16 protein-coding genes and 1 pseudogene are annotated in these 20,048 nt (G+C 70.3%); 7 read left to right on the forward strand and 10 right to left on the reverse strand.

From position 1 onward, the window contains the following. Positions 1 to 5 precede the first annotated feature (5 nt). Positions 6 to 190, forward strand: a pseudogene (locus TNCT6_RS41115) (DUF317 domain-containing protein); the annotation flags it as partial. A 309-nt stretch (positions 191 to 499) separates the two neighbouring features. Here the strand turns inward: TNCT6_RS41115 and TNCT6_RS28580 are convergent. After that, a complete protein-coding gene (locus TNCT6_RS28580) occupies positions 500 to 1,369 on the reverse strand; it encodes an acyl-CoA thioesterase II (RefSeq protein WP_141363557.1) in 870 nt (289 codons plus the stop codon). A gap of 40 nt (positions 1,370 to 1,409) precedes the next feature. Continuing rightward, positions 1,410 to 3,923, reverse strand: a complete 2,514-nt coding sequence (locus TNCT6_RS28585) for an RNA helicase (protein ID WP_172633066.1) — start codon at positions 3,921 to 3,923, stop codon at positions 1,410 to 1,412. A 145-nt stretch (positions 3,924 to 4,068) separates the two neighbouring features. On the opposite strand from TNCT6_RS28585, the gene TNCT6_RS28590 reads away from it, so the two are divergent. Continuing rightward, positions 4,069 to 4,863: a metal-dependent hydrolase gene (locus TNCT6_RS28590; RefSeq protein WP_141363559.1), complete on the forward strand. Its 795-nt coding sequence runs from the start codon at positions 4,069 to 4,071 to the stop codon at positions 4,861 to 4,863. Between the two features lie 125 nt (positions 4,864 to 4,988). On the opposite strand, the gene TNCT6_RS28595 is transcribed toward TNCT6_RS28590, so the two are convergent. The 4 genes from TNCT6_RS28595 to TNCT6_RS28615 form a co-directional block, all read right to left on the reverse strand. After that, positions 4,989 to 5,261 (reverse strand): type B 50S ribosomal protein L31, encoded by a 273-nt coding sequence (locus TNCT6_RS28595; RefSeq protein WP_141363561.1) that lies wholly within the window; start codon positions 5,259 to 5,261, stop codon positions 4,989 to 4,991. A gap of 66 nt (positions 5,262 to 5,327) precedes the next feature. Further along, entirely contained in the window at positions 5,328 to 5,792 is a 465-nt protein-coding gene (locus TNCT6_RS28600) for a DUF5709 domain-containing protein (protein ID WP_141363563.1), read from the reverse strand. Between the two features lie 765 nt (positions 5,793 to 6,557). After that, positions 6,558 to 8,339 carry an ABC transporter ATP-binding protein gene (locus TNCT6_RS28610; protein WP_141363567.1) on the reverse strand — a complete coding sequence of 594 codons (1,782 nt, stop codon included), beginning with the start codon at positions 8,337 to 8,339 and terminating at the stop codon, positions 6,558 to 6,560. Further along, a complete protein-coding gene (locus tag TNCT6_RS28615; RefSeq protein ID WP_141363569.1) occupies positions 8,336 to 10,249 on the reverse strand; it encodes an ABC transporter ATP-binding protein in 1,914 nt (637 codons plus the stop codon). Before TNCT6_RS28615 ends, TNCT6_RS28610 begins: the two co-directional genes overlap by 4 nt. Positions 10,250 to 10,739: 490 nt before the next feature. On the opposite strand from TNCT6_RS28615, the gene TNCT6_RS28620 reads away from it, so the two are divergent. Then, positions 10,740 to 11,294, forward strand: coding sequence for a L,D-transpeptidase family protein (locus tag TNCT6_RS28620; RefSeq protein WP_308789475.1), 555 nt, complete (start codon positions 10,740 to 10,742; stop codon positions 11,292 to 11,294). Positions 11,295 to 11,415: 121 nt separating this feature from the next. Here the strand turns inward: TNCT6_RS28620 and TNCT6_RS28625 are convergent, their stop codons facing one another. Continuing rightward, on the reverse strand, positions 11,416 to 11,871 hold the full coding sequence (locus TNCT6_RS28625; RefSeq protein WP_141363573.1) for a MarR family winged helix-turn-helix transcriptional regulator: 456 nt from the start codon (positions 11,869 to 11,871) through the stop codon (positions 11,416 to 11,418). Positions 11,872 to 11,987: 116 nt separating this feature from the next. On the opposite strand from TNCT6_RS28625, the gene TNCT6_RS28630 reads away from it, so the two are divergent. Both TNCT6_RS28630 and mltG read left to right on the forward strand, forming a co-directional pair. After that, the gene (locus tag TNCT6_RS28630) at positions 11,988 to 13,790 is read left to right on the forward strand and encodes an ABC transporter ATP-binding protein (protein ID WP_141363575.1); all 1,803 of its coding nucleotides are present in this window, start codon (positions 11,988 to 11,990) and stop codon (positions 13,788 to 13,790) included. A gap of 43 nt (positions 13,791 to 13,833) precedes the next feature. Next, the gene (gene mltG / locus TNCT6_RS28635) at positions 13,834 to 14,679 is read left to right on the forward strand and encodes an endolytic transglycosylase MltG (protein ID WP_141363577.1); all 846 of its coding nucleotides are present in this window, start codon (positions 13,834 to 13,836) and stop codon (positions 14,677 to 14,679) included. Positions 14,680 to 14,790: 111 nt separating this feature from the next. Here the strand turns inward: mltG and TNCT6_RS28640 are convergent, their stop codons facing one another. Beyond that, positions 14,791 to 15,870, reverse strand: coding sequence for an NAD(P)-binding domain-containing protein (locus TNCT6_RS28640; protein WP_141363579.1), 1,080 nt, complete (start codon positions 15,868 to 15,870; stop codon positions 14,791 to 14,793). 60 nt (positions 15,871 to 15,930) lie between these two features. Here TNCT6_RS28640 and TNCT6_RS28645 point away from each other — a divergent pair, with 60 nt between their 5' ends. After that, a complete protein-coding gene (locus TNCT6_RS28645) occupies positions 15,931 to 16,353 on the forward strand; it encodes a secondary thiamine-phosphate synthase enzyme YjbQ (RefSeq protein WP_141363581.1) in 423 nt (140 codons plus the stop codon). A gap of 332 nt (positions 16,354 to 16,685) precedes the next feature. Further along, positions 16,686 to 17,189 carry a recombinase family protein gene (locus tag TNCT6_RS28650; protein WP_216372805.1) on the forward strand — a complete coding sequence of 168 codons (504 nt, stop codon included), beginning with the start codon at positions 16,686 to 16,688 and terminating at the stop codon, positions 17,187 to 17,189. A gap of 28 nt (positions 17,190 to 17,217) precedes the next feature. Here the strand turns inward: TNCT6_RS28650 and TNCT6_RS28655 are convergent, their stop codons facing one another. Both TNCT6_RS28655 and TNCT6_RS28660 read right to left on the reverse strand, forming a co-directional pair. Further along, complete coding sequence (locus TNCT6_RS28655) at positions 17,218 to 17,685, reverse strand: hypothetical protein (RefSeq protein WP_141355759.1); 468 nt, start codon at positions 17,683 to 17,685, stop codon at positions 17,218 to 17,220. Beyond that, on the reverse strand, positions 17,682 to 18,932 hold the full coding sequence (locus TNCT6_RS28660; RefSeq protein WP_141355757.1) for an IS256 family transposase: 1,251 nt from the start codon (positions 18,930 to 18,932) through the stop codon (positions 17,682 to 17,684). The genes TNCT6_RS28655 and TNCT6_RS28660 overlap by 4 nt, the downstream gene beginning before the upstream one ends. Positions 18,933 to 20,048 lie beyond the last annotated feature (1,116 nt).

Below are 20,048 nucleotides of genomic sequence, written 5' to 3' on the forward strand. Positions count from 1 at the left end.
TGGATTCTCCACAGGACGGCCGTTTCTACCTCGGCTGGTTTCCGCTCGGCCGCCCTGGCACCGACGGCGAGGGTTGGAAGATCGCTGTCACCGGTACGGCCAAGTTGCGTGGCTATCACATGTCCTTCGACATGAGACGCCGGCCGATGTCGTCGCCGCCGCCGTGGCACGCGTGCTGGAGACCTCCCGGCTTCTGCAACTCCAGATGCCCGAGCCCCGAAGCTCTGAATTGGGGCAAGCTCACCCCTCCGGCCAACCGGCGGTCCTGAAGCCCGCCACCTGCCCTGCTTTACAGCTGACCGTGCAAATCCGCGCGCTGAACCGGCGCTTGGCCCGGCTCATGGAGCATGACTCCCGCACCTGCTGGCACCGGTGGGGTCTCTGCAGAAGTAGACCGATGCCCGCCGCACGGTGAGGCGGCGCGGTCCGGCAAGCAATACGACTCTGGCCGGCCCTGACGGCGGCCGCCGCTCAGTGCGCGACGCAGCAGCAGAACAGGTCAGCCCAGGTTGCGGAACAGCCCCTCCTGGACGACGGACACGATCAGTTGCCCCTCGACGTTGTAGATGCGCCCGCGTGCCAGACCCCGGCCGCCCACCGCGATCGGCGACTCCTGGTCGTACAGGAACCACTCGTCCGCACGGAACGGCCGGTGGAACCACATGGCGTGGTCCAGCGACGCCATGTCGAAGCCCCGAGGCCCCCACAGCGGCTCGACCGGGATGCGCACCGCGTCGAGCAAGGTCATGTCACTGGCGTAGGTCAGCGCGCAGGTGTGCACGAGCGGGTCGTCACCGAGCGGCCCCACCGCGCGCATCCACACGGCGCTGCGCGGTTCTGCCTCCTTGACGTCCTCGACGCTCCAGCGCAGCCGGTCCACATACCGGATGTCGAACGGCTGGCGCCGTGCCATGCGCTCCAACTGCTCCGGCAGTGTGCCCAGATGCTCCCGGATCTCGTCCGCGACCCTCGGCAGGGACTCCGGCTCCGGGATCTCGCGAGCCGGCGGCAGCTGGTGCTCGAAGCTCCCTTGTTCAGGCTTGTGGAAGGAGGCGGTCAGATTGAAGATCGTCCGGCCCTGCTGCACCGCGGTGACCCGGCGGGTGGTGAAGGACCGCCCGTCGCGTACCCGCTCCACCTGGTACACGATCGGAACCCCTGGCCGGCCCGGCCGGAGGAAGTACGCGTGCAGCGAATGGACCGGGCGCTCGCCGTCCGTGGTGCGTCCGGCGGCGACCAGCGCCTGGCCGGCCACCTGGCCGCCGAAGACCCTCTGGAGGGATTCCTGCGGACTGCGGCCGCGGAAGATGTTGACTTCTATCTGCTCCAGGTCGAGCAGGTCGACGAGCCTTTCGGCCGGGTTCGTCATGGGTGGGAGACTCCTGGGTTCAGAACGGGTCGACGTCGGCTCACAACTGACCGACGTCGGTCACACGGACGACCGCGCGGCCCTCGGCGTCGGATGCGGCGAGATCGACTTCGGCGCTGATGCCCCAGTCGTGGTCGTCGGCGGGGTCGTCGAAGATCTGCCGCACGCGCCACAGCCCGTTCTGCGGCTCTTCCTTGATCACCAGCAGCTTGGGGCCGCGGGCGTCGGGACCGGTACCGAGGTCGTCGTACTCGTCCCAGTACTTGTCCATCGCCTCGCCCCAGGCCTCGGCGTCCCAGCCGGAATCGGCGTCCATCTCGCCCAGCTCCCGGACCTGGTCGAGGGCGGCGAGTTCGACGCGGCGGAACATGGCGTTGCGGACCAGGACGCGGAACGCGCGCGCGTTGGAGGTGACCGGCTTGACCTGGTCGGCCTTCTCCTGGGCCTCCTCGGCGGTCATCTCCTCCGGGTTGGCCAGTTGCTCCCACTCGTCCAGCAGGCTGGAGTCGACCTGGCGCACCATCTCGCCGAGCCAGGCGATCAGGTCCTGAAGGTCCTCGGACTTCAGGTCGTCCGGGACGGTGTGCTCCAGAGCCTTGTACGCGCTGGCCAGGTAGCGCAGCACAATGCCCTCGGTGCGGGCCAGCTCGTAGTAGGAAACCAACTCCGTGAACGACAGGGCCCGTTCGTACATGTCGCGGATCACGGACTTCGGCGACAGCGGGTGGTCGCCCACCCAGGGGTGGCTCTTGCGGTAGGTGTTGTACGCGTGGAAGAGCAGCTCTTCCAGCGGCTTGGGGTACGTGACCTCCTGGAGACGCTCCATGCGCTCCTCGTACTCGACACCGTCCGCCTTCATCGCGGCCACAGCCTCGCCACGCGCCTTGTTCTGCTGGGCGGCGAGGATCTGCCGCGGGTCGTCCAGCGTGGACTCCACGACGGACACCATGTCCAGTGCGTAGGACGGCGACTCGGGGTCCAGCAGCTCGAACGCGGCGAGCGCGAAGGTGGACAGCGGCTGGTTGAGCGCGAAGTCCTGCTGGAGATCGACCGTGAGCCGGACGATACGGCCCTCGGCGTCCGGCCGGTCGAGCTTCTCCACGATGCCGCCGTCCAGCAGCGAGCGGTAGATGGCGATCGCCCGCCGGATGTGCCTCAGTTGCTGCTTGCGCGGCTCGTGGTTGTCCTCCAGCAGGTGCCGCATCGCCTCGAAGGCGTTGCCGGGCCGTGCGATCACCGACAGCAGCATCGTGTGCGTCACGCGGAAACGGGAGGTCAGTGGCTCCGGCTCGGAGTCGATGAGCTTGTCGAAGGTGTTGTCCGTCCAGCCGACGAAGCCCTCGGGTGCCTTCTTGCGGACGACCTTGCGGCGCTTCTTCGGGTCGTCGCCCGCTTTGGCGAGGGCCTTGTCGTTCTCGATGACGTGCTCGGGGGCCTGCGCGGCGACGAAGCCCTCGGTGTCGAAGCCCGCGCGGCCGGCCCGGCCGGCGATCTGGTGGAACTCACGGGCGCGCAGGGTGCGTACGCGGCTGCCGTCGTACTTGGTCAACGCGGTGAACAGCACCGTACGGATCGGCACGTTGACGCCCACGCCGAGCGTGTCCGTACCGCAGATCACCTTCAGCAGACCGGCCTGCGCCAGCTTCTCCACCAGACGCCGGTACTTGGGCAGCATGCCGGCGTGGTGGACGCCGATGCCGTGCCGGACGTAGCGGGAGAGGTTGCGGCCGAACTTGGTGGTGAAGCGGAAGTTGCCGATCAGCTCGGCGATCTGATCCTTCTCCTCCCGCGAGCACATGTTGATGCTCATCAGCGCCTGCGCCCGCTCCACGGCCTGGGCCTGGGTGAAGTGGACGATGTAGACCGGCGCCTGGCGAGTCTGCAGCAGGTCGGTGAGCGTCTCGGTGAGCGGTGTGCGCCGGTACTCGTAGGAGAGGGGAACCGGGCGGGTCGCCGAACGGACCACCGCGGTGGGGCGCCCGGTGCGACGGGTGAGGTCCTTCTCGAAGAAGGAGACGTCGCCGAGCGTGGCCGACATCAGGACGAACTGTGCCTGTGGAAGTTCCAGCAGGGGAATCTGCCAGGCCCAGCCCCGGTCGGGCTCCGCGTAGAAGTGGAACTCGTCCATGACGACCTGGCCGACGTCGGCGTCCTTGCCGTCGCGCAGCGCGATCGACGCGAGGACCTCCGCCGTGCAGCAGATGACGGGCGCGTCGGCGTTCACGGAGGCGTCGCCGGTGAGCATACCGACATTCTCGGTGCCGAACAGTTTGCACAGCTCGAAGAACTTCTCCGACACCAGCGCTTTGATCGGCGCCGTGTAGAAGGTGACCTCGTCCCTGGCCAGCGCGGCGAAGTGAGCGCCCGCGGCGATCATGCTCTTGCCGGACCCGGTGGGCGTCGACACGATCACGTTGGCTCCGGAGACCGCCTCGATCAGCGCCTCCTCCTGGTGGGGATAGAGCGTGAGACCGCGCTCCTGCGCCCAGGATTTGAAGGCCTCGTACAGGGCGTCGGGGTCGGCGGTCGGCGGGAGCTGATCGATGAGGGTCACGCCCCCATCTTGCCTGGCACTCCGGCCGAGACGGGAATCGGATGCCGGACCGAAGATCACGACCGCTACGCTGTGTCGCCGACAGGACATCGGCACACCGGGTCAACTGGACAGCGGCGCAAGAGGAATGGGGCGGGCAACTGCCATGATGGGACCAGCACACTCACTGTCGGGCGCGGCGGCCTGGCTCGGCGTCGGAGCCGCGGTCGCCGCGGCCGGGCACCCGATGCCCTGGCCGGTGCTGCTGGTCGGTGCGCTGATCTGCGCCGGGGCCGCGCTCGCTCCGGACCTGGACCACAAGGCCGCCACCATCTCGAGAGCCTTCGGACCGGTCTCGCACGCGCTGTGCGAGATCGTCGACAAGCTGTCCTACACCGTCTACAAGGCGACGCGGATGAAGGGCGACCCGCGCCGTTCCGGTGGGCACCGGACGCTGACGCACACCTGGCTGTGGGCGGTGCTGATCGGGGCGGGCACCTCCGTGCTGGCGATCACCGGGGGCCGCTGGGCGGTGCTGGCCATTCTCTTCGTGCACATGGTGCTGGCCATCGAGGGCCTGCTGTGGCGGGCGGCCCGCGGCTCCAGCAGCGCGGTCCTGGTCTGGCTGCTGGCCGCGACCAGCGCCTGGATACTGGCGGACATCCTCGACCAGCCCGGCAACGGATCGGACTGGCTGTTCACCGCTCCGGGCCAGGAGTACCTGTGGCTGGGCCTGCCGATCGTGCTGGGCGCGCTGATGCACGACATCGGCGACGCGCTGACCGTCTCCGGGTGCCCCATCCTGTGGCCGATACCGGTGGGCCGCAAGCGCTGGTACCCCATCGGTCCGCCGAAGGCGATGCGGTTCCGGGCGGGCAGCTGGGTCGAGCTCAAGGTGCTGATGCCGGCGTTCATGGTGCTCGGCGGAGTGGGCTGCGCGGTCGCGCTGAACTTCAACTGAGGGACCGGTTCGGCAGCGCTCCCGGTCCACAGCACCCGGGGGCGCCGACAGGCTTCCGGTCCCGCCCGTCGCGCGGGTCCCGCGCGGCATCCGGCCGGGCAGCTCAGTCCACCGCCGGTCGCCGGTCAGGCGGCCCCGTCGCCTCCCGGGCCCTGCCCGCCACCGTAACGCCGCTCGAACCGGGCGACGCGGCCCTCCGAGTCCACCGTGCGGGCCTTGCCGGTGTAGAACGGGTGGCTCTCCGAGGAGATCTCCACGTCCACGACCGGGTAGGTCGCGCCGTCGTCCCACTCGATGGCCTGCTCACTGGTCGCGGTGGACCGGGTGAGGAAGGCGTAACCGGCGGCGCGGTCCCGGAAGACGACGGGGTGGTAGTCGGGGTGCTTGTCCTGCTGCATGGGTGCTCCTGGTGCGGCGGGGGAGGCAAAGGAGAGGGCGACGGCACGCGGGCGGCCGAGGCAGACCTACGGGGTCTCCTCGTCGACGACGTGCATCGCGGCCTCCTCGGCGGAGGCGGCCGCGCCGTCGATGCCCACGTCGGTGGCGACCAGGGCGCTCTCGTCGTCCTCGTGCGCTCCCTCGTCGGGGGCGACGAGACGGCCGGAGCGGGCGGTGCCGACCTCGTTGTCCAGGAGTTCCCCGTCGGTGTCCTCGCAGTCGCCCATGTCGTCGCCGTCCCAGGCGGGCGGTTCGGGCAGCTCCTCGGCGAGGCGCTGGTCCAGGGTTTCGCCCTGCCGGCGCTCCGCGGCGGTCACGCCGGTGTGCTCCACGGCCCACGGCCGCTCCGGAGGCGACCAGCCACGGTCCAGAGGGTCGTCGACACCGTCGTACACCAGAGTGTCCTCCGGGTCGAGCACGCCCGTGTCCTCCCTGACCTCGGAGTCGTCGGGCTGGTAGACGTCGTCTCCCCATCCGTCGGCGCTGTCCACGGGTACCTCCAGGTGGTGGGGACGGGCCCGTTCTCTCCGCGGCCGGTGTGCGGCCGCCGGTGCGCGGGGCGCAGCCGGCACCCGGCACGAACCGCACGGTTCCCGGGCGCTCCCCGAGCCGTTTCCGCTTCCCAGCCTTCCACCGCTGTTCGGCACCGCGCAACGGCACCGGCCGTCACGCCCGGCCGATGCCCTGTCCACCACCGGTCCCGGCCCGGGCCCATCCCGGTCACAGGGCCCGGTACCACAAGGGTCCTCGCGCCGAAGCCGGCCCCGGTGACTGCATCGGTCCTCGCGCCGAAGCCGGTCCCGACGACTGCGCCGGTCACCGTGTCCATCGCCGCATCGGTCACCGCGCCGAAGCCGGCCCCGGTGATCCAGCAGCTCCCGCTGACCCAGCAGGTCCCCGGCGAGACCCTGCCGGTCCCGGCAACCGCGTCCGCCGCCGCGTCGGCCACCGCTTCCGTCGCCGCTCAGGCCACCGCGCTGGAGTCGGCCTCGCCGGCCCCTCCGCCCGTGCTGGCCCCACCGGCCCCACCGGCCCCACCGGCCCCACCGGCCCCTCCGCCCCTGCTGGCCCTGCCGGCCCCACCGGCTCCGCCAGCCCCGGCGCCCGCGCCCGACATCGCACCCCTCCCCGCGCCGCCCCCCGGACTCGTTACCCCCGACGGCCGAGCCCGCGACCCGCAGGCCGTACGACGAGGCGGCTCGCGTTCCTCGGCACGGGCCGGCCGCGGGGCTCGCGGGCGCGGAGGAACCGTGCCGTCACCCGTGCCAGGACCGCCACAGCGCCGCGTAGGCGCCGTTCGCCGTGACGAGTTCGTCGTGGCTGCCCAGCTCGCTGATACGGCCGTTCTCGACCACCGCGATGACGTCGGCGTCGTGGGCCGTGTGGAGCCGGTGGGCGATGGCTACGACCGTGCGGCCGTCCAGGACGCGGGCCAGGGACCGCTCCAGATGCCGGGCCGCACGCGGGTCGAGCAGCGAGGTCGCCTCGTCCAGGACCAGTGTGTGCGGATCGGCCAGGACCAGCCGGGCCAGGGCGATCTGCTGGGCCTGGGCCGGGGTGAGGGCCAGACCGCCGGAGCCGACCTCGGTGTCCAGACCGTCGTCGAGGGCACGAGCCCAGCCGTCCGCGTCGACCGCGCCCAGCGCCGCCCACAGCTCCGCGTCGACGGCGTCCGTGCGGGCGAGCCGCAGGTTGTCGCGCAGGGAGCCCACGAAGACGTGGTGCTCCTGGTTGACGAGGGCGACATGGGAGCGGACGCGTTCGGCGGGCATCCGGGACAGTTCGGCGCCGCCGAGCGCGATCCGGCCGTCCCGGGGCGCGTAGATCCCGGCGAGCAGCCGGCCCAGCGTGGACTTTCCGGCGCCGGACGGGCCGACCAGGGCCAGCCGCGTGCCCGGGGCGACCTTCAGGGAGACCTCGCGCAGGACGTCGACGCCCTCCAGGTAGCCGAAGTGCACCCGGTCCGCGTCCACGTCCCGGCCGGTGGGGGCCAGGGAGTCGTCCCCGGCGTCCGGCTCGATGTCGCGCACCCCGACGAGCCGGGCCAGCGACACCTGAGCCACCTGCAACTCGTCGTACCAGCGCAGGATCAGCCCCACCGGGTCGACCAGCATCTGCGCGATGAGGGCGCCCGTCGTCAGCTGGCCGACCCCGATCCAGCCCCGCAGGACGAACACGCCACCGACCATGAGCACCGAGGCGAGCACGGTGACGTGGGTGACGTTGACTACCGGGAAGAGCACCGACCGCAGCCAGAGTGTGTAGCGTTCCCACGCGGTCCATTGCGTGATCCGGAGTTCCGACAGCGCGACGCGGCGTTCGCCGAGACGGTGCGCCTCGACGGTGCGCCCGGCGTCGACGGTCTCGGTGAGCGCGGCGGCCACGGCGGCGTAGCCCGCGGCCTCGGAGCGGTAGGCGGACGGCGCCCGCCGGAAGTACCAGCGGCAGCCGAGCACCAGCAGGGGCACGGCCAGCAGCACGGCCGCGGCGAGCGGCGGCGCGGTCAGGACCAGACCGCCGAGCAGCAGCGCCACCCACACGACCCCGATCGCCAGCTGCGGCACGGCCTCGCGCATCGCGTTGGCGAGCCGGTCGATGTCGGTGGTGATACGGGAGAGCAGGTCGCCGGTGCCCGCCCGCTCCAGCACGCCCGGCGGCAGGCCCACCGACCGGACGAGGAAGTCCTCGCGCAGGTCGGCCAGCATCCGTTCGCCGAGCATCGCCCCGCGCAGCCGCACTTCCCGTACGAACACCGCCTGGACGAGCAACGCGAGCACGAACAGCGCGGCGGTGAGGGGCAGATGCAGCTCCCGGGTGTCGTCCGCCACCCGTTCGACCAGGTCGCCCAGCAGCCATGGACCGGCCATGGAGGCCACCACGGCGACGGTGTTGACGGTGATGAGCAGGACGAAGGCCCGTCGGTGCCGGCGCAGCAGTTCGCTCACATAGGAGCGTACGGTCGCGGTGGAGCCGACGGGCAGGGTGTCGGCCGTGGTCGGGGCCGCCGGGTCGTAGGCAGGGGGCGCCACGCCGATCATGCCGTCTCCTCCATCTCTTCGAGGGCCCCGTCCAGGTCCTCTTCCAAGTCCTCTTCCAGGGTTTCTTCCGTGGCGTCCCGCCGAGCGGCCTCGTCGTCGAACAGCGCGTCGTGCCGCGAGCGGTCCGGTGCGGCCCGCAGCCTGCCGCCGCCGTCGAGCAGAACGTGCGCGGCGCGCTCCTCGTCCGTCTCCCGGGTCACCACCGCGCGGTACCGGGGTTCGGTGTGCACCAGGTCCCGGTGCACACCGACCGCGGCGACCGTGCCCTCATGGACCAGCACCACCCGGTCGGCACGGTCCAGGAGGAGCGGCGAGGAGGTGAACACCACCGTGGTGCGTCCGGCCCGCAGATCGCGCAGGCCCTGCGCGATCCGTGCCTCGGTGTGCGAGTCGACGGCGGAGGTCGGTTCGTCCAGGACGAGCACCTCGGGGTCGGTGATCAGCGACCGGGCCAGAGCCAGACGCTGGCGCTGGCCGCCCGAGAGGGACCGGCCGCGCTCGGTGATCCGGACGTCCATCGGGTCCTCGGCGGACGGCGACGATTGCGCGAGCGCGTCCAGGACGTCGTCGCACTGGGCGGCGGAGAGCGCCTCCCGGGCGGCGACCTTCCCCGAGGCGGGCACGTCGAGCAGTGCGCGCAGCGATCCGGACAGCAGCACCGGGTCCTTGTCCTGGACCAGGACGGCCGTGCGTGCGGAGTCGAGCGGCAACTCGTCCAGCGGTACACCCCCGAGCAGAGCCGAGGTGCCCGGCTCGGTGGGGTGGCCGCCCAGCCGTTCCGCCAGCCGGCCCGCGGCGTCCGGGTCGCCGCAGACCACGGCGGTGAGTTGTCCGGCCGGTGCGCGAAGGCCGGTCGCCGGGTCGTGCAGTTCACCTGACGGCACGACGGGTGCCCGTTTCCCGGCCCCGTCGGTGGCCCGTTCCAGGGACAGCACCCGGGCGGCCCGGGAGGCCGACGGGCGGGAGAAGGAGTACGCCATGGCGATCTCGACGAAGTGCCGCAACGGATAGGTGAGGACCATGACGGAGCTGTAGACGGTGACGAGTTCGCCCACGCTGATCCGGCCCGCGCGGGCCAGGTGCACGCCGTACCAGACAACCCCGATCAGCAGCAGGCCCGGCAGCAGGACCTGGATCGCGGCGATCAGGGACCACATGCGGGCACTGCGGACGGCCGCGTGCCGCACCTCCTGGGAGGCACTCCGGTAGCGGTCGAGGAACAACTCCTCCCCGCCGATGCCGCGCAGCACCCGCAGTCCGGCGACGGTGTCCGAGGCAAGTTCGGTGGCGCGGCCCGCCTTCTCGCGCTGCACGTCGGCACGCCGGGTCGCGCGGGGCAGCAGCGGCAGCACCGCGAGAGCCAGCGCCGGCAGGCCCACGGCGACGACCACGCCCAGCGCGGGCTGGTAGACGAGCAGGGCGACACAGACCAGCACGATGGTGAGGGCCGCCGCAGTGAACCGGGAGACGGCCTCGACGAACCAGCCGATTTTCTCGACATCACCGGTGGACACGGCGACCACCTCGCCGGCGGCCACCCGCCGGGTCAGCGCCGAGCCCAGCGCGGCGGCCTTGCGGGCGAGCAGTTGCTGGACGCGGGCGGCGGCGGTGATCCAGTTGGTGACCGCGGCGCGGTGCAGGTAGGTGTCGCCGAGCGCGTTGCCGGCACAAGCCACCGTCAGCAGCCCGCCGGCGAAGGCCAGCCGCGCACCCGAACGGTCGACGACCGCCTGGATGGCGAGGCCGACGCAGAACGGGAGAGCGGAGACGGAGGCGAAGTGCAGCAGTCCCCACGCCAGTGCCTTCATCTGCCCGCCCAGCTGGTTCCGCCCCAGCCACCACAGGAGTCGGGGACCCGAGCGTGCGTCAGGCACGCCCGGATCGGGATACGGAAGGTCTTGAATCTGCATGACGTCCCAGTGGCTCGTGTCAGGGGCGGAAGGCTGCCGCCGGGGCGGCGGGCGAGCCGTGACAGCCTGGCCGCGCAAAGTGGTCGAAAGCAAGCGGTTTTCCGTACCGGGGGAACGGGATTGGCCGCTTCGCTCCCGACCCGTCGGATGCCGGGACCCACCGTGTTCCGGCCCACGTGCCAGGGGCCTCTGACCAGGAGTCGAACAGTGGAATGCCTCAATGATGAGGAGATAAGGCTATTTGGGTCAATCTCGACTAGATCACGTCGTGTCCCCTGGTCAAGATGAGGACATGCAGACTCGCGGTGCAAGGCGTGCGACGGTCGCTGCGGCGACCTGCGGTTTCCTTCTGGCGGCGCTGGCCGCGTGCGGCGGAACGTCCAACGGGGTCCGCCATTACGGCGACATACCCAGGCCGGGCGGGCCGACGGGGACCGCCCGGCCCAGGACACCCGTGGTGCAGTCCCGGGTTCCGGGAATCGGGGACCGCATGTGGCAGCAGATCCCCATCGGCACCCGGCAGATCGTGGCGGTCTTCGGCGACCACGAGACCTCCCCCGACTCCACGCTCGTTCTCTACGAGAAGTACGGCACCGAGTGGGAGCCGCAAGGGAGTTGGCCGGCCCACAACGGCAAGCGCGGCTGGGCGGTCGACCACTGGGAGAACGACGAGCGCAGCCCGGTGGGAGTGTTCACGCTCTCCGACGCCGGCGGCGTCCTCGACGACCCCGGCACCCGGCTCCCGTACACCCAGGACGAGAACGCCTTCATCTCCCCCTTCTCCGGGGACGAAGCGCACTGGCACGACTTCGACTACGTCATCGCCATCGACTACAACCGCCTGCGTGGCACTCGTCCGGACGATCCGACCCGTCCGATGGGCCAGAGCAAGGGCGGCGGTATCTGGCTGCACCTGGACCACGGTGACGGCACGCTGGGCTGCGTGAGTGTTCCGGAGTCCGCGATGGAGCACCTGCTCCGCAGGCTCGATCCGAAGGGCAAGCCCGTCATCGTCATGGGGGACAAGGCCAACCTGCGGTTGTAGCCGCCGCATCGGCCGGGTGGCCGGTGAGCGAGCACCGTGTGCGCAAGCCGCCCCGCGCTCTCCTCGCTCCCGGCGTCAACGTGCCCTGCTCGGATCGGCGTTGACGCGCCGAAGGTACGGTTCAGCGGCCGCGCCCCTGGGCGGGCACCGTGCCCACCAGCGTATCCAGCAGTCCGCCGAGCGTCTCGCGCTGCTCACCCGTCAGGGGCGCCAGGATCTCCTCCGCGGCGGCCCGCCGGGCGTGGCGCAGCTCACCCAGGGCCTTGCGTCCGTCGTCGGTGAGCTCGATGCGGATGACCCTGCGGTTGGCCGGATCGGGGGCCCGGCGCACCTTGCCGTTCGCCTCGAGGCCGTCCACGAGTGTGGTCACCGCGCGGGGCACGACCTCCAGGGACTCGGCGAGATCCGCCATGCGGGGCGGCTCGCCGAAGTGTGCCAGGGTGCGCAGCAGCCGGGACTGGGCCGGCGTGATGCCCAGGGCGTGCTGTTCGAGGTGCCGCTTCTGGATGCGGTGCACCCGGCGGGTGAGCCGCAGCAGCTGCTCGGCGAGAAGGCCGTCGGCGTCGGGGGTGGTCATGCGGGAACAATACCAGGACCTCGTTCATTGTGAGCATAGGTAACAGTGAGCTAGGATCGGGTGGTCGACGTCGGCCGCACCTGCGGGCCGGCACCCACCCACCCCCGTAGGAGCCCATGCATCCCGACCATCAACCCATCTGGACCCCACCCGCCGACGCCGGGGAGCAGCCGCGGCAGGTCCGCCGGATCCTGCGCCTCTTCCGCCCCTACCGGGGGCGTCTCGCGATCGTCGGCCTGCTGGTGGGAGCCGCCTCGCTGGTCTCCGTCGCCACGCCGTTCCTGCTGAAGGAGACTCTCGACGTCGCGATCCCGCAGGGCCGCACCGGCCTGCTGAGCCTGCTCGCCCTCGGCATGATCCTCAGCGCCGTCCTCACGAGCGTCTTCGGCGTGCTGCAGACACTGATCTCCACGACCGTCGGCCAGCGGGTCATGCACGACCTGCGCACCGCCGTCTACGGGCGGCTGCAGCGCATGTCCCTGGCCTTCTTCACCCGGACCCGTACCGGCGAGGTGCAGTCCCGCATCGCCAACGACATCGGCGGCATGCAGGCCACCGTCACCTCCACCGCCACCTCGCTCGTCTCCAACGTCACCAGCGTGGTCGCCACCATCGTCGCGATGGTCGCCCTCGACTGGCGGCTCACCGTCGTCTCGCTGTTGCTGCTCCCGGTGTTCGTGTGGATCAGTCGCCGCGTCGGCAACGAGCGCAAGAAGATCACCACCCAGCGGCAGAAGCAGATGGCCGCGATCGCCGCCACGGTCACCGAATCCCTCTCCGTCAGCGGCATCCTGCTCGGCCGCACGATGGGCCGCTCGGCCTCGTTGACCGACTCCTTCAGCGCGGAGTCGGAAGGCCTGGTCGACCTCGAGGTGAGGTCGAACATGGCCGGGCGCTGGCGCATGGCCGTCATCACGATCGTCATGGCCGCCCTGCCCGCCGTCATCTACTGGACCGCGGGAGTGGCCCTTCAGTTCGGCGGACCCCAGGTCTCCATCGGCACGATCGTCGCCTTCGTCTCGCTCCAGCAGGGACTGTTCCGGCCGACCGTCAGCCTGCTGTCCACCGGTGTGCAGATCCAGACCTCGCTCGCGCTGTTCCAGCGCATCTTCGAGTACCTGGACCTGCCGATCGACATCACCGAGCGCGAGCGCCCGATCCACCTCGACCGCGTCAAGGGAGAGGTCCGCTTCGAGGACGTCGACTTCCGCTACGACGACAAGAGCGGCCCGATCCTGGAGGGCATCGACGTCACCGTGCCCGCCGGCAGCAGCCTCGCGATCGTCGGCCCGACCGGCGCCGGCAAGTCCACCCTCGGCTACCTGGTGCCCCGGCTCTACGACGTCACGGGCGGCCGCGTCACCATCGATGGCGTCGACGTGCGCGACCTCGACTTCGACACCCTCGCCCGCGCGGTCGGCGTCGTCTCCCAGGAGACGTACCTCTTCCACGCCTCGGTCGCCGAGAACCTCCGCTTCGCCAAGCCGGACGCCACCGACGACGAACTGCGGGCGGCGGCGAAGGCGGCGCAGATCCACGACCACATCGCCGCCCTGCCCGACGGCTACGACACGGTCGTCGGCGAGCGCGGCCACCGGTTCTCCGGCGGCGAGAAGCAGCGCCTGGCGATCGCCCGGACCATCCTGCGCGACCCGCCGGTCCTCATCCTCGACGAGGCCACCAGTGCCCTGGACACCCGTACGGAGGCCGCCGTGCAGGAGGCCATCGACGCCCTGTCCGCCAACCGGACGACCTTGACCATCGCGCACCGCCTGTCCACCGTGCGCGGGGCCGACCAGATTGTGGTCCTCGACTCCGGGCGGCCGGCCGAACGCGGTACGCACCAGGAGCTGCTGGAGCTCGACGGACGCTACGCGGCCCTGGTCCGCCGGGACGCGCAACTGGAACCGACAAGCTGACGATATGCCGGGTTTGCGACCCTTTGAGGGTTACCGTGCCCGCATGCAGAGGAACAATCCGTCACGGAGAACGACCCGACTGACACGCAGGGGCCGTGTGGTCCTGGTCCTGACCGGGGCCGTCCTGGCCGGCACCGCCGTGGCGGTGCCGCTGCTGACGCTCCGCCACGACACCCTGGCGAGCCCCCGCTCGCTGGTGATCCCCGAGGGCTGGCGGTCCGGCCAGATCTACGCCGCCATCGACAAGGCCCTCGCCCTGGCCCCCGGCACCACGAAGCAGTCGCTCGCCGACGCCCAGCTGAACCTGCCGAACGCCGCCGAGGGAAACCCCGAGGGCTACCTCTTCCCGGCGACGTATCCCATCGACGACAAGACCACCCCGCAGTCCCTGCTGACCCACATGGTCGACACCGCGAACAAGCGGTTCACCGCGGCCCCGGTCGCCGCCGGCCCGGAGCGCAACTCCATGAACCTGTACCAGGCGATCACCATCGCGAGCATCGTCCAGGCCGAGGCCGCCTCGAAGGCCGACATGAACAAGGTGGCACGGGTCGTCTTCAACCGGCTGGAGCACGGCATGCCGCTTCAGATGGACTCGACCCTCAACTACGCCCTCAACCGCAGCACGGTCCGCATGAGCATGGAGGACACCCGGCTGGAGAGCCCCTACAACTCCTACCAGCGCATGGGACTGCCACCGACGCCCATCGACAGTCCGGGCGAGGACGCCATGCGCGCGGCGACCAACCCTGCGCAGGGCGACTGGCTGTACTTCGTCACCGTCAAGCCGGGCGACACGCGCTTCACCGCCGACTACAGCGAGCACCAGCGCAATGTGGCGGAGTTCAACGCCCACCTGAAAGGCAGCAGTCCACAGTCAACGAAGTGAGCCGTGCCCGGCCGCGGCGGTCCAAGGTGTGCCCGGCCGCGGCGGCCCACGGCGGCCCACGCCGGGCACGCCGCGGATGCTCAGGCCGTCGCGCCGCGGGAGCTGCCACCGTCACGCCGCGGCGGCCGGCTCCTCCTCCAGCAGGCGCCTGATGTCCCGGACGGCCGCGCGTCCGGCCCGGTTGGCGCCGATCGTGCTGGCCGAAGGGCCGTAGCCGACCAGGTGGATCCGGGGATCGGCGACCGCCCGGGTGCCGTCCACGCGGATGCCGCCGCCCGGTTCGCGCAGCCCGAGCGGCGTCAGATGGCGCAGCGAGGGCCGGAACCCGGTCGCCCAGAGGATGACATCGGCCGCCACATGACGTCCGTCCGCCCACAGCACCCCGTCCGGGGTGATCCGGTCGAACATCGGCTGCCGGTCCAGGACCCCGTCCTTCAGCCCCTGCCGGATGGCGTCGTTCAGCGGAAGTCCCGTCACCGAGACGACGCTCCTGGGCGGCAGTCCCTGCCGCACCCGCTCCTCGACCAGCGCCACCGCCGCACGACCCGCGTTCTCGTCGAACGGGCCGTCCCGGAAGACCGGCGGCCGTCGTGTCACCCATGTGGTGGCGGCCGCGTACGGGGCGATATCCAGCAGGTGCTGGGTGCCGGAGGCGCCGCCGCCCACCACGATCACGCGCTGCCCGGTGAACTCCTCGGGCCCCGCGTACCGCGCCGTGTGCAACTGCCGCCCGCGGAAGGTCTCCTGACCCGGGTACCGCGGCAGGAACGGCTGGTCCCAGGTACCGGTCGCGTTGATCAGCGCGCGTGTTGCCCAGGTGCCGTCGGAGCTCTCCACGAGCAGCCGCCCGCCGGGGCCCTCCGTGACGGCGGTGACCTCCACCGGCCGCCGCACCCGCAGGCCGAAGGCGCGTTCGTAGTCGGCGAAGTACGCGGCGACGACCTCCGACGACGGCCGCGCGGGATCGGCGCCGGTCAGCTCCATCCCCGGCAGCGCGTGCATCCCGTGCACCTTGCCGTACGTCAGCGAAGGCCACCGGAACTGCCAGGCACCGCCCGGACCGGCGGGGCGGTCGAGCACGACGAAGTCGCGGTCCGGCTCGAATCCTGTGCGCCGCAGGTGATAGGCGCTGGACAGACCCGCCTGACCAGCGCCCACGACGACCACGTCGACCTCGCGTTCGGTGTTCACCTTCCTCCCAACCGTGCCGCGGGCGCCGATCTTCCCCGGTGATCGAGGAGGATGGGGACCATGTCACGTGCCTTCACCACCCGAGTGCTGAACGTGGCCTCCGGTTCCCGGGAGACGGTCGTCGACCTGACCCGTGACTGCGAGGCCTTCCTCCAGGAGACCGCGGCCGGCCGGGACGGTCTGCTGAACCTGTTCGTGCCGCACGCCACCGCCGGCATCGCGATCATCGAGACCGGCGCCGGAAGTGACGACGACCTGCTCGCCGCCCTGCACACCCTGCTGCCCGCCGACGACCGCTGGCAGCACCGTCACGGCAGCCCCGGTCACGGCCGCGACCACGTGCTGCCCGCCATCGTGCCGCCGCACGCGACCATCCCGGTCCTCGGCGGTCGGCTGGAACTGGGCACTTGGCAGTCGGTGTGCCTGGTGGACACGAACATCTCTAAAGACAACCGTCAGGTTCGTCTGAGCTTCCTCGGCTGACCAAGATCGCTCGCGGGGGCCGTGCCGCCAATTCTCCGTACCATGCGTGCGCGAACGGAGAGAAACTTGCGCGGTACGGACCCAAGTGTGATCGAACGCCCCTATGACGGGTGCGGTAAATGTCTGCTCGGAGTGAGGCGGCTGTCGCGCGTGAAGCTGGCGACGTCGTCCCCCGAGCGTCAGCGGGAGAACGTGCTCACTGCCGCCGCCTCAGTCGGCGCGCACACGAGGTCGCCCGTCGCGTCCTGGCCGATCCCGACAACGTCACCCCCAGTAGTGAGGCTGCCCGCCTCAACCGTGCTGGGGAACTGTCGCCCGCAGATCATTTGGCCGTGATGTACGGCAAGTCGGCCGGGGGCCGGCCATGGTCCCCGCAGAGCCTGAAGAACATCCTCCTGTCGGAGGCCACGCTCGGCTACCTGATGCACCGGAACAAGCCGGTCCTTGGGAGGGACGGCAACCCCGTAAAGCTCTGCGAAGGACTGTGGGACCGGGCGACGCATGAGGCGCTCAAGAAAGCTGTACTCGACCGGAAGGTTCCTTGGACGCGTCACTCGAACCGTGACTACCTGCTGACGTACGTCGCCCTGTGCGGACAGTGCCACACGCGCTTGTACACCCAGACGTCGCAGGATGCACCTCCGCGATATACCTGTACAGCCCGGAACAAGGGTTGGCGGCACGCCCAGCACTGTCGTCCTGCACCGCTCATCAACGCTCACCTCCTCGACTCGTACGTTGAGGAATGGTTTCTCCGTGAGCTGGGAGACGGCCTGATCTACGAGACGGTGTACGACCCGGGAAACGGCATCCCCGAGCGGATAGCGGAGCAATAGTCAAGACTTGTGGATGAGTTGACTGCGGTCAGCGTCTCCTTTGCTGCTTCAGGTTGGCCCGGGCGGTGTTGCGGATCCGCTTGGTGCGGCCGCGGTCGGCGAGGATCTCGAGGGCGGCGGCGTTCGACGCTTCGGCTGTTTTGAGTTGGAGCCAGTCGGATGAGTCGAGCAGGGCGTCCGGACGCCACGGTTGCCGCAGTGTGATGGCTCGGAAGAGGGACCATTCGCGCAGGCGTCGGGTCAGGAACGGATAGTGCGTAGTGGCCTGGGTCATCTTCTCGGCCCAAGATTCATAGGCGTGTCCGCAGTGGAGGTCAGCAGCCCGGCGGTCCAGGTGCCGCAGGACGGCGGACTGGGCCATCGTCTGGTCCGCGTCGGTGAGGACTTCGCCGACCAGGTCGACCTCGTCGGCCTCCGTGACCTGCTCAAGCTCGCTCAGGTAGTCCCAGAAGCGAAGGTGCTCGGCCGGCTCCTCCTGCGGCGTGTCGTGGTTCATGCGGCCTGGTCCTGTCGCTCGACCAGCGCGCCGTTCTCAAACGTGGCACCCGCCCGGACGAGAGGGACCAGGTGGGCGCCTGTGATCGAGCGCCAGCGGACCTGGGCGGACTCCACCAGCTTGAACACCATCGCCAGCGCCGCGGCCGGGCTGCCGGCCCCTCGGGTGACCTTGGTCCGCAGCTTGACCGTGGAGAACGTCGACTCGATCGGATTCGTGGTCCTCAGATGGACCCAGTGCTCGGCGGGGAAGTCGTAGAACGCCAGCAGCTCATCCCGGTCGTCGGTGATCTTCGCGACGGCCTTGGGCCACTTGGCGCCGTAGGTCTTCGCGAACGCCTCGATCGCCTTCTCGGCGTGGGCGCGGTCCTCGGCGTTGTAGATCTCCCGCATCGCCTTGGTCGCACCCGGCTGCGCGGACTTCGGCAGGGCGTTCGATACATTCCGGGCCTTGTGAACCCAGCACCGCTGGTGCCGGGCGGCGGGAAAGACCTCGGCCAGGGCGTTCCACAAGCCCATCGCGCCGTCGCCGACCACCAGCTCGGGGTCACGCATGCCCCGGCGGCGGCAGTCGCGCAGCAGGTCCGCCCACGATTCGGTGGACTCCCGCAGCCCCTCGGCCAGCGCGACCAGCTCTTTGGTGCCGTCCAGGCGGACCCCGAGCAGGACCAGCACGCACGAGTGCGCCTGGCCGAGCCGGACCTTGGGGTGCACCCCGTCAGCCCACACGTAGACGTAATCGGTCTGCGACAGGTCACGCTGCTGGAAGGCGGCGTGGTCGTCGCTCCACTGCCTGGTCAGCCGGGTCACGGTCGCCGGCGACAGGCCGGCCGCGCCGCCGAGGAACTGCTCCAACGCGGGCACGAAGTCCCCCGACGACAGACCGTGCAGATAGAGCAGCGGCAGCACCTCGGACACCTTCGGCGACTTGCGGCACCACGGCGGCAAGATCTTCGAGGAGAACCGCTTGCGCTCACCGGTCGCCTCGTCGACGCGCCGGTCGTTCACCCGCGGGGCCCTGACCTCGACGGGACCGGCCGCGGTGACCACGGTGCGGGGCCGATGGTGGCCGTTGCGGACCACCAGACGACGACCCGCCTCGTCGGTCTCGGCCGCCAACTCGGCTATGTACTGGTTGACTTCCGCCTCCAGCGCGGCGGCCAGCATCCGGCGTGCGCCTTCACGCACAATCTCATCGATCAGGGAGCCGGACTGGGTGGAGCCGTCGTCGGTGACTACGCTGAGCACGGGCGTGCCTTCCCGACCCGCGCTGCGAACGCGGGCCTACTCGGTGACCATCACAGGATCATTCGGGAAGGTACGCCCTCCGCATGCCTTCCCGGAACCGATCCACAAGTCCTGAGCATTGCTCGATAGCGGAGACACGAGCCAGCCGCGAACGACTTCGAGCCGACCGTGAGGCCGGGCTCTACGACTCGCCGGACGACGCCGCCTGGTTCCGGGATCGGTACGCTGCGTTGGGTCGTGAGTTGGCTGCTCTCGAGGCTGAGCCCCAGCGGGCACCCGGCATGGTCCGGCGGCCGACAGGTGAGACGGTCGCCGACCGTTGGTTCGGTGCTCCTGACGTGCAAGCCCGCAAGGAGATTCTGATCGACTTCGGCGTCCGGGTAACCCTCTTCCCGGCCATCGCTCCGGTTCGCTGGGTACCCGGCTTCCTGCATGGCCCCGAGCAGAGTCCGACGGACACGCTGTAGGGGAAAACTCACGTGGGTGATGCGCCGACGGGCGGATCACCCACGTGAGCCCACTACCGCGCAACTCCGGCCTATGCAAGCCGAGTATCGCTGCCAGGCTTTCAACACGGCGGAAAAGCGGCAAGGCGAGTGAGGCGGCTGGATGGACGAGGCGAAACTGCGTGAGAGCGCAGTGGCAGAGTTGCGGGTTGATCACACGACTTCCGATGGGGTGTGGACGATCACGTCGCGAGACCGGTTGGCCGACCAGGCGATCGCCGAAGCCCTCCCGACGGAGCGGTGTGACGGGTCTCCAGAATCCTGTGGGCTCGTACGGACTGTCCTGGCGGATGAGGTTGCGATACGAATAAAAGATGCTGGCTCCGTGCTTGGCGGCCGGGAGCTCTTGGACGGGGCGGGTGAGCAATGGCGTTCCTGTTCACCCTCCGATCTGAACCCGCCGTTGGCCCTATCTACATGGAGTCGACTTCATGGGGGTTGTGCCTTTGGCTCCGCAAGATCACACGGGATGGCGGATGGGTAGACGGACCCCTGGACGTCAGGCTCCGGCTGCAACGGAACTTCACGCGGACCCGATCAGGGATTGAGGTGGCTCTCGCTCAACCGAGGGTCCAGCTTCTGCGATCCGGGGCCTCGGCTGCGTCCTACC

It is taken from the genome of Streptomyces sp. 6-11-2 (genome assembly GCF_006540305.1).
Lineage (GTDB): Bacteria > Actinomycetota > Actinomycetes > Streptomycetales > Streptomycetaceae > Streptomyces.